General features: G+C 54.2%; 4 protein-coding genes. All 4 read right to left on the bottom strand.

Annotation, left to right across the window (positions count from 1 at the left end; translation table 11 throughout):
- Positions 1 to 27: 27 nt before the first annotated feature.
- Positions 28 to 1761, bottom strand: coding sequence for an ABC transporter ATP-binding protein (locus C170_RS04440; RefSeq protein ID WP_036606743.1), 1734 nt, complete (start codon positions 1759 to 1761; stop codon positions 28 to 30).
- Complete coding sequence (locus C170_RS04435; RefSeq protein WP_036606741.1) at positions 1758 to 3584, bottom strand: ABC transporter ATP-binding protein; 1827 nt, start codon at positions 3582 to 3584, stop codon at positions 1758 to 1760. The genes C170_RS04440 and C170_RS04435 overlap by 4 nt, the downstream gene beginning before the upstream one ends.
- Complete coding sequence (locus tag C170_RS04430) at positions 3574 to 6852, bottom strand: non-ribosomal peptide synthetase (protein ID WP_036606739.1); 3279 nt, start codon at positions 6850 to 6852, stop codon at positions 3574 to 3576. The genes C170_RS04435 and C170_RS04430 overlap by 11 nt, the downstream gene beginning before the upstream one ends.
- A gap of 165 nt (positions 6853 to 7017) precedes the next feature.
- A partial coding sequence (locus tag C170_RS04425) for a condensation domain-containing protein (protein ID WP_036606736.1) occupies positions 7018 to 8913 on the bottom strand: 1896 nt, incomplete at its 5' end.

Here is an 8913-nt window from a genome sequence, read left to right as displayed (position 1 = left end):
CAGGAAGCCGCCCGCCGAAAAGCGAGTCTAGCCGTACAGCCGCGCGTAGTAACCTCCGAGCGCCAGCAGTTCCTGATGGCGGCCCCGTTCCACGACCGTTCCTTGATTCATGACCGTAATCAAATCCGCATGTTCCACAGTGCTGAGACGGTGGGCAATCAGAATGGTGGTGCGCCCCTTCATCAATACGTTCAGAGCTTGCTGTACCCAATGCTGGGATTCGTTATCCAATGCAGAAGTCGCTTCGTCCAGCAGTAGAATCGGGGCGTTTTTGAGAATCGCCCGGGCGATCGCAATTCGCTGCCTTTGTCCACCTGACAATGACGCTCCCCTCTCTCCCACCGGCGTTTTATACTGTTCAGGAAGTTCCTGAATAAAATGGTGAGCGTACGCCGCTTTGGCCGCTTCCACCACTTCTTCATCCGTTGCATCCGGGTTGCCATAGCGGATATTTTCCTCAATCGTGCCGGTAAACAAAAACGGTTCCTGCGGAACGTATGCAATCTGCCTGCGGATTTCTTCCAGCGTGTAATGGCCGAAAGGTTTACCCTGAAGCAGGATATCTCCGCTGTCCACAGGATAAAAGCCGAGCAACAGCTTAATCAGCGTACTTTTACCGCTGCCGCTGGCTCCTACAATCGCAGCGACCTGACCAGGAAACACTTGCATGGACATGTCGACAAGTACCTTTTTATCCGCCTGATAGGAAAATTCCACATCGCGAAACTCCACCGCAGCCTCCGATACAAGCTCGCTACGAGAAGATCCCAAACGCTCCGGTTCCTCTTCCTCACTTAGTACCTCTTGAATCCGGTGAGCGCCCGCGAGCGAATTTTGGGTCATCGACAGAACCATCCCCAGGTTCAACAAGGCGTGCGTCAGATTCACTTGCAAAACTGCCAGAGCGGCGACACTTCCCATTCCCATCAATCCGTAAGCATAAAGAAGACTGCCGATGACGATGATGCCGCAGAACGTGACATAGCTGATAAAATGGTTCACCGCAGCCTGCATACCGTTCTTTTTCGCCGTTTGCCGAAGCGTTTGCGTCATTTGCTCGTTCAACGCCTCGTACTGGCCGTAAATCGTGCGGATGCGAAACAGCTTCACAATTTGAATGCCGCCCATAAAATCTTTAAATTTTTCGGTCATTTTACCGAGCGTACGCAAGCCTTGCTCGGACAAAGCGCGGATATCCCGTGCAAATTTCAGGCTGACCAGAGAAGACAGCAGCAGAATGACGAAGGATACGCCAGCAAACCGCCAATCGATCACCGCCATAGAGACAATGGAGCCGATGCAGAAGACAACTTGAAGCAGCAAAACGAAGTAAACCTGCGAGAATGTAAACTCAACGGTCGTTACATCGTTGTTCACTCGCGACAGCAAGTCCCCATGATGGTTCTGCTCCAGGAATCTCGGCCGCACCCGGCACAGCTTGTCATAAAGACGTTTGCGGATATTCAGCACAGTCAGCTCGACACTGCGCTGGTATAAGTAAATGAACCAGGGAGAAATTATATTTTCCAGGAACAGGGCCGCGCCCAAAATAACAAAAGCTTCTACCATCAGGGACGTATCTCGGGACACGGCGAAATCAACCAAGTTATGTACGACCAAGCTGAAGGCGATCAGAAACAATGTCTGGGTGAGCGCCGTTACAGCAAGGCCAATCGCGTACTGGGTTTTGCGCTTGCGGTTCATAAACGTCAGCAAGTAGCCGAGTTCTTTCACTTGTGATAGCCTTCCGCCCTTTTTCATGTGTACGACACCTCCCTGCGTTCGGCAGACTCGGTAAACTCCTGGTAATACGACTGGGCGTACAGTCCCTTCCTCTCGAGCAATTGTTCATGAGTGCCCTTTTCGACAATACTTCCTTGTTCCATAACCCAAATTTCATCGGCGTTTTGTACCGTAGAAAGCCGGTGGGCAATAACCATGGTCGTTCTCTGCTTCATCAATACGCCCAACGCTTCCTGAACCGCGCTTTCCGACTCCGGATCAAGTGCCGATGTGGGCTCGTCCAACAGCAGAACGGGAGCATCCTTCAGAAACGCCCGAGCCATTGCAATGCGCTGGCGTTGCCCACCGGACAAAAACCCGCCGCGCTCTCCGACATACGTCTGGTAACCGTCCTCAAGCTGCATAATGAAAGAATGAGCCTGAGCGGCTTTGGCGGCTTCGATAATCTCGTCCATCGACGCTTCTTGCCGCCCATAGCCGATATTTTCGGCGATCGTACCGCTAAACAAATATGAATCTTGGGTTACCACGGAAAAATGCGACCGAAGCTGCTCCGGATCTGCACCGTGGATCAGGCTTCCGAACACGCGGATCTCGCCCTGATCCTCCGGAAGTGGATAAAAGCCGCATACCAGCTTAAACACCGTACTCTTCCCTCCGCCGCTCGCTCCGACAAGTGCAATCGTCTTGCCTTCCGGCACCGAGAAGCTAACATTCCGCAGAATCGGGGAACTCTCTTCATACCCGAAGGTTACGTTCTGAAACTGGATGGGGGCGGCGCTCGCTTTTGGAAGCAAACGGCCATTTTCCGTTTCGGTCGGCTGCTCGACGATTTCGGAGACCCTTCTCAGGGCACCGGTCATTTCGAACGTGCGCGTGATGAGCTCGGGAATATGCTCCAGCGGCTCCAGACACAGATTAAGCAAGTACAGGAAGGCGATCAGTTCTCCCGCGCCTAGCTGCCCGTTGTAGATCAAATAGCTTCCGTAACTGACGGCGAAAATGATCGGGCTAATCATCAGCGTAGAAAGCAGCGGGTTGACCCAGGCTTCCCGCTTTTTCACGGCCAGCTTTTTTTGAGCTGTCAATTGCAACAGCACTTGGTAGGAGCGAGATAACATACCGGATAGCAGGTAGCTTTTTACAATAGGCATCCCCCCAAGCGTATCCTGGAGGTTGACGTTCATTCGGCCCATGTTCGCCTGGGCTTCCTCCGTCAACTGTTCCAACTGCTTGCCGATCCATTGGGAAACCAGCAGTGCTACGGGAAATAACAGCAGGCTGTACAGCATCAGCTCCCATTGGAGATACATCAAATAAGCGAAACAGCCGATAAATAATAGCGGATGATAAAACCACTGGGCGAGGTCCCGAATCATAAATTGCTGGATGAGCTGCAGATCGTTGTTGATCCGCGACAACACGTCGCCGGAGTGCTGCTTTTCCAAATAGGGGACCGGGAGTTTGCCGATATGACGCATGACATGGTTGCGGATATCCTGCACCGCAGAGGCACTGCTTCGCTCCACACCAAAGCTCATGAAAAACTTCGCCGGCACACCGATCAAGATGACCACAAAGACCGTGTACACGATCTGCAGAACGATAGGCCCCGCCCCATTCTCGGCCTGTGTGGTCAGCTGCTCGACCAGACGTCCCGTCCATATCTCAATAACCGCGGCGGCAATTGCGGACAGGATACCGACGATCATCCAGCCTTTGTGACGGCTTACATAGGACATCAGCCAGCGGAACGCTTTCCAGGTGGCATAAGCGGTTCGGCGCTTGGAAGGCGCCGCTGTGCCTTGTCCTTGAACAGACGTCTGCTGGTCAGCTCCCATGCAGGACCCCTGCCTCCGCTTCGATCTGCTGCTTGATTTGCACTAAGATGTCACGGATGACAACGGCCGTTTCGTCCACGCGCGCGAGTTCCAGTAACTCCTCGTGTGCGCCCTCCAGCCGGTAATCGGCGTAAGCTTGCGTCGTTGCCCTCTGCCAAGACGGCAACTGGTGCTCCAGGCGGAACGCTTCACTGTCCTTCGCAATCAGTTCGTAAATCCGGGCAGTTATCGTTCCTGAATTAATAAGCTGCGCTTCGTACGTCAATGTGGCTTTGATCTTCCGATGAACACGCTCCCGTACGAGCGGATTGCTCATTAATTCCTTCTCTTCTTCGTCGAAATCCGCAAGCATCTCTTCAAGCTCTTTCTCAGACGTTTCATAAGGTGTGAGTGTGTCCTTAATCCACGAGTCCACCATGAGCATGTCCGTTACGGAGTACCCTCTTCTTTCCATCGATTTGGCTACCTCGAACGTCAGGTTGCCTCCGAAGCAGTAACCGAGCAACACGTAAGGTCCTTCAGGCTGGATACGAACAATCTCATCCACATAACGGTTCAGCATGGCCTCGTAATCGATGACATCGTCGATAAAATCAATGCCGTAAAGCACGAATCGGCCGTCTAGTCTGCTTGCAAGCTCTCGGTAACCGATGCCGAAGCCGCTGCCTGGAGGGAAGCAGAACACGTTCAGATCCCCTGTTTTATTTAGCTTAATGAAGGAGTCTCCCCCTTTATCCAGACCCAGATCCTCCTCTCCAAAAGCCATGGCTTCAACGGTTACATGATGGAATTGGCGATTCAGCGGTATCTCGATGCCCGTTTCATCGTAAACGGCTTGAACGAGCCTAATCAGACTTAAGGAATTGCCTCCCAGCTCAAAAAAGTTATCCTTTACGCCAACCTGTGAAATGCCAAGTGTATCCTGCCAGACACGGGCGATCTTCATCTCGAGCAGCGTTCTCGGCGCGACATATTCCGTTCCTCCAGTGGGGGCTTCCTCTGGCGCGGGTAGCGCTTTGCGGTCGATTTTCCCGTTCGGGGTCAGCGGCATCCGCGAAAGCTGCACGAGGTACGAAGGAATCATATATCCTGGAAGCTGCTTGGCGAGCTGCTCCTTGAGTTCATGCGCCGCCAGCCTCGTTTCCGCAACGTAATAAGCGACAAGCTGCTTATGGCCGTTCGCGTCGTCGCGGGCGAGCACCACCGTTTCTTGCATGGCGGCGATCTTCAGCAGCTGCTCTTCAATCTCGCCGATTTCGATCCGGTAGCCGCGGATTTTCACCTGATGATCGATCCGCCCCCGGTATTCGATGTTGCCGTCCGGCAGCCAGCGGGCGAGATCTCCCGTCCGGTAAAGGCGTTCTCCCGGCGCAAACGGATGTTCCACAAATTTCTCTGCCGTCAGCTCCGGTTGGTTCAGGTAACCTCTCGCAAGCCCCACGCCTGCCACGCACAGCTCTCCGTCCACTCCAGGAGGCACAAGCTGCAGGTGGGCATCCAAAATGAAAATCCGGTGATTGGACAGCGGGCGCCCGATCGGAATAACTCTGCGCTCTGGCTGCTGCTCAACCGCATCCCAAAGCGTTGTAACAATCGAAGCTTCGGTAGGCCCGTAAGCATTGAAATAGTGGACCTTCTCCTTCCACTGCTGCACAAATTCGGCCGATACCGCCGAACCTCCCGTTACAAGCTTCGTTAAGCTGGGAAGGCGGTCCGGGTTCAAATATGCGCTGTACGTCGGAGGCAAAATCGCCGCCGTAATCGCATGCTCGTTCATATAACTCTCGAACAGGCGGTTGTCGAGAATCGTCTCGGCCGTCGGGATGTACAAAGTCGCGCCAAAATAGAGCGCTTTGAACACTTCCCAGCAGGACGCGTCGAATGACAGGCTGGCGAATTGAACGATCCGGTCATGCTCCGTGATGCCCAGCCTGTCCGCGAACATCAGCTTCAAACTGACCAAACCACGATGCTCCAGCATGACCCCTTTGGGTTTGCCCGTCGTACCTGATGTATAGATGACATAAGCCAGATCATTCGGACCGCTGGCCGGCTCCAGATTCGAAGCATCCAGCACACCAGTGGATTCCGCCCCGCTATCGCCCCAAACAAAATCGTCTAATTCAAGGCGTGTTCCTTCAAAGTCGGTTTTCTCGTGCAGATGTTTTTGAGTCAGCAATAACGGTGCACCTGAATCCTCGATCATGAAGCGGATGCGCTCCTCCGGGTAGTCGGGATCGACAGGCACGAAGGCTCCACCCGCTTTAAGAATTGCCAGAATGCCGACGACCATATCAAGCGAGCGTTCGACCAGAATCGCTACCAGCTGGTCTGCTTCTACTCCTTTTTCCCGCAGCTTCCGCGCAAGGCGGTTGGATCGCTCGTTCAGCTCGCGGTAGGTCAATTGCCGCTCGTTCATGACGACGGCCACGTTATCCGGGCGATGCTCCGCCTGTTCTTCGAACAAGCCATGAATCGTTTTTCCCCGCTCGAACTCGGTTTCGGTGTCATTAAATCCCTTGAGCAGCATCTCCCTCTCGACTGGGAACAGCATATCGACTTGTCCAAGCTCCAGATCTGGCTGAAATAAAAGCATGGACAGCAACCGAACAAGATGGTCGGCCGCCTGCTCCATAAATGCCCGCTCGTACCGCTGTCCGTCAAAGCTTATTTCCAGCTCGATGGAGTGGTTTTGGCGGTCGAAGCGAAAAACGGTATCAGCCGCCACACGGTTACCCAGCGGTCCCGGATGAATCGGGGCGAAGGATGCGATGGTGTTGACGACCGGGAGGCCATGCCCCGTATAGTCCAGATGGAGCGGCTCCACCATTTTTCGAAAAGGCAGGTGCTGATGCTCCAGCGCCTCGCCGATGGAGCCTTTGATGCCCCCAAGCAGCGTTTTCAGCGTAGTCTGGCTGCTTACCGATGTCTTGATCACCAAGATGTCATGCGGCGGCGTCTCGCCCTGGTCTGCGCTATACGAAGGCATGCCGACCAGCACTTGGTCCCGCCCGGTATATTTGAACAGCAGGCTTTTGACTCCTGCCAAAACAATCATGTACAGAGCCAAATCCGAACCGCTGGCGAGGCCAATGATTCTCTCCGAGAGTTCGCTCGGCAGAGTACGGTGAAGCAAGTCCGGCTCTGCCGCAGATTCCCCGCCCTCGAATAATTTGGAGGATTGACTGTATGGAAGGAAGCTCAGGCTATCATCTGCGTCAAACTTGCCGCTCCAGTACCGTTCTTCCTTTTCAAATAAAGATTTCATTCGTACCTCCCCTAAAAATGAAGTGACCGCATACCCCGACGCAGGTCCGAAAGAGCTTGCTTTCGGCCTGCGCGTTTACGGGCTTGATTTACGGACTAGCAAGTTGTTCGCCGTCTTTCTTGGGATGCGCACCACTTTCGGTTACGGCGGAGCGCGCTTGTCTTATTAGAACGCGAATTCGATCGTATCGACGGCACTCTTTGCGCCTGCCGCCGGTTTATGACATTCAATTCGGCTTAGCTCGAGTTGTGGATTTTCCGCAATTTGAGACAGTACCCGCAGGTAATCCTCAGTCAAGGTGCGGATCATCGTTTCTTTAAACAGCTTGGTGGCGTAGAAGAAGCCCCCGCTCAACGCCCCTTCGTTTTCATACATAAACAGCGTCAGATCAAACTTCGCTTCTTCCAATGGGTCAAGCTCGTAATTCTTCAGGCTGACCCCTTCCAGTTCGGCGTCTCGTTCTTCGATATTTTGCAAGTCGAAAACGGCATCGAACAGCGGGAAGCGGCCCGGCTCCCGTTTCACATTCAAACGCTCCACGAGATCCTCGAATGGATAATCCTGATTCTCAAAAGCACCCAAAGCCGTTTCCTTCACTTCTTCCAGGTAGGACAAGAACGTTTTGTCGCCAGACGGACGATTGCGGAGCGCCAGCGTATTAACAAACATGCCGATGACCGGCTCCAAATCGGCGTTAGTTCTTCCAGCCACCGGGGTACCCACGATCAAGTCCTCCTGACCGCTGTACTTGGACAGCAACACAGTATAAGCCGCAAGCAGCACCATGAACAGTGTGCTTTCACACTCGGCAGCCAATTCGCGCAACCGCGCAGAGAGAGAAGCTTCGACGTCGAAATCCACATGCGCGCCTTCGTAGCTACGAACGGCAGACCGTTCGTAGTCCATCGGCAGGTCCGCCGTGGGCAGCTCGCCTTCGAAGGTTTGCAGCCAGTACGCTTCCTGCCGCCCGATTCGCTCTCGGTGGGCCTTCGACTGCTGCCAAACGGCATAATCCTTGTAATGAATGCGCAGGGGTGGCAGCTGTTCTCCGGCGTAGAAACTCGAGAACTCCTCCATCACAATCGCCATCGATACGCCGTCGGACACGATATGGTGCATATCGAAAAGGAGAATACGCAGGTGCGGCTCCAACTCGATGACCCCGGCGCGCAGCAGCGGCGGTTGGCCGAGATCAAACGGACGAACGAAGTTGCGGACGATCTGCTCGATTTGATCTGAATCCTCTGTATCCGCTTGATGATGCTCGATAGCAAAATCGACCTGTGGGTATATCCGCTGAACCACTTCGCCCTTCATCATTTCAAAACCGGTGCGCAGCGATTCATGCCGTGTTATCAATTTTCGCAAGGCGGCTTCCAACCGGTCTAAATCAAACTCACCTTCCACCTGCACCAGTTCCGGCATGTTGTAAAGCTGATCTGCTCCATCCAGCGTGTGCTGAATGAACAGCCGTTTCTGCGCGGAGGACAGAGGGTAGTACTCTCTCTCTTCCGCTTGAGGAATGGCCTCATGCTCCCGCCGTTCCATCCGGGTGATCGCCTCGGCCATCGCCGCAATCGTTGAGTGACGGAATACGTCGCGCAGCGGCAGGTTGACGTTTAATTCCTTAAATATTTTGCCTGCCAGCGTCGTCGCCCGCAGGGAGTGACCGCCGATGTCGAAGAAGTTGTCGTGAACGCCAATCTGCTTCGCAAGCCCCAGCACCTCCTGCCAAATCACCGCTAGCTTCATTTCCAGCTCATTGCGCGGTGCGACATACTCTCTTCCACTTCCCGCTTCCCCTTCCGGCGCTGGCAGCGCCCTCCGGTCTATTTTCCCGTTCGGGGTCAGAGGCAGACGATCCAGCTCCACGAAGTACGACGGGATCATGTACCCAGGTAACTCCTGTGCCAGCGCGCTGCGCAGATCGTTCACTACCAGCTCAACTCCGGTATCCGGCGTGTAATATGCGCATAGCGCCTTCTGCCCGTTCGCGTCACTTCGAACCAGCACCACCGCTTCGCGCACACCTTTCACCCGCAGCAACTGCGACTCAATCTC

The sequence above is a fragment of the Paenibacillus sp. FSL H7-689 genome, assembly GCF_000517905.1.
Taxonomy (GTDB): Bacteria; Bacillota; Bacilli; order Paenibacillales; family Paenibacillaceae; genus Paenibacillus; species Paenibacillus amylolyticus.
Note: the sequence above shows the minus strand (reverse complement) of the source record. Positions and strands in the feature narration are given on the sequence as shown.

Bases quoted from the DNA above. Each gene is read 5' to 3' on its own strand.
- C170_RS04435 (WP_036606741.1), bottom strand. From the start codon at position 3,584: ATGGGAGCTGACCAGCAGACGTCTGTTCAAGGACAAGGCACAGCGGCG.
- C170_RS04440 (WP_036606743.1), bottom strand. From the start codon at position 1,761: ATGAAAAAGGGCGGAAGGCTATCACAAGTGAAAGAACTCGGCTACTTG.
- C170_RS04430 (WP_036606739.1), bottom strand. From the start codon at position 6,852: ATGAAATCTTTATTTGAAAAGGAAGAACGGTACTGGAGCGGCAAGTTT.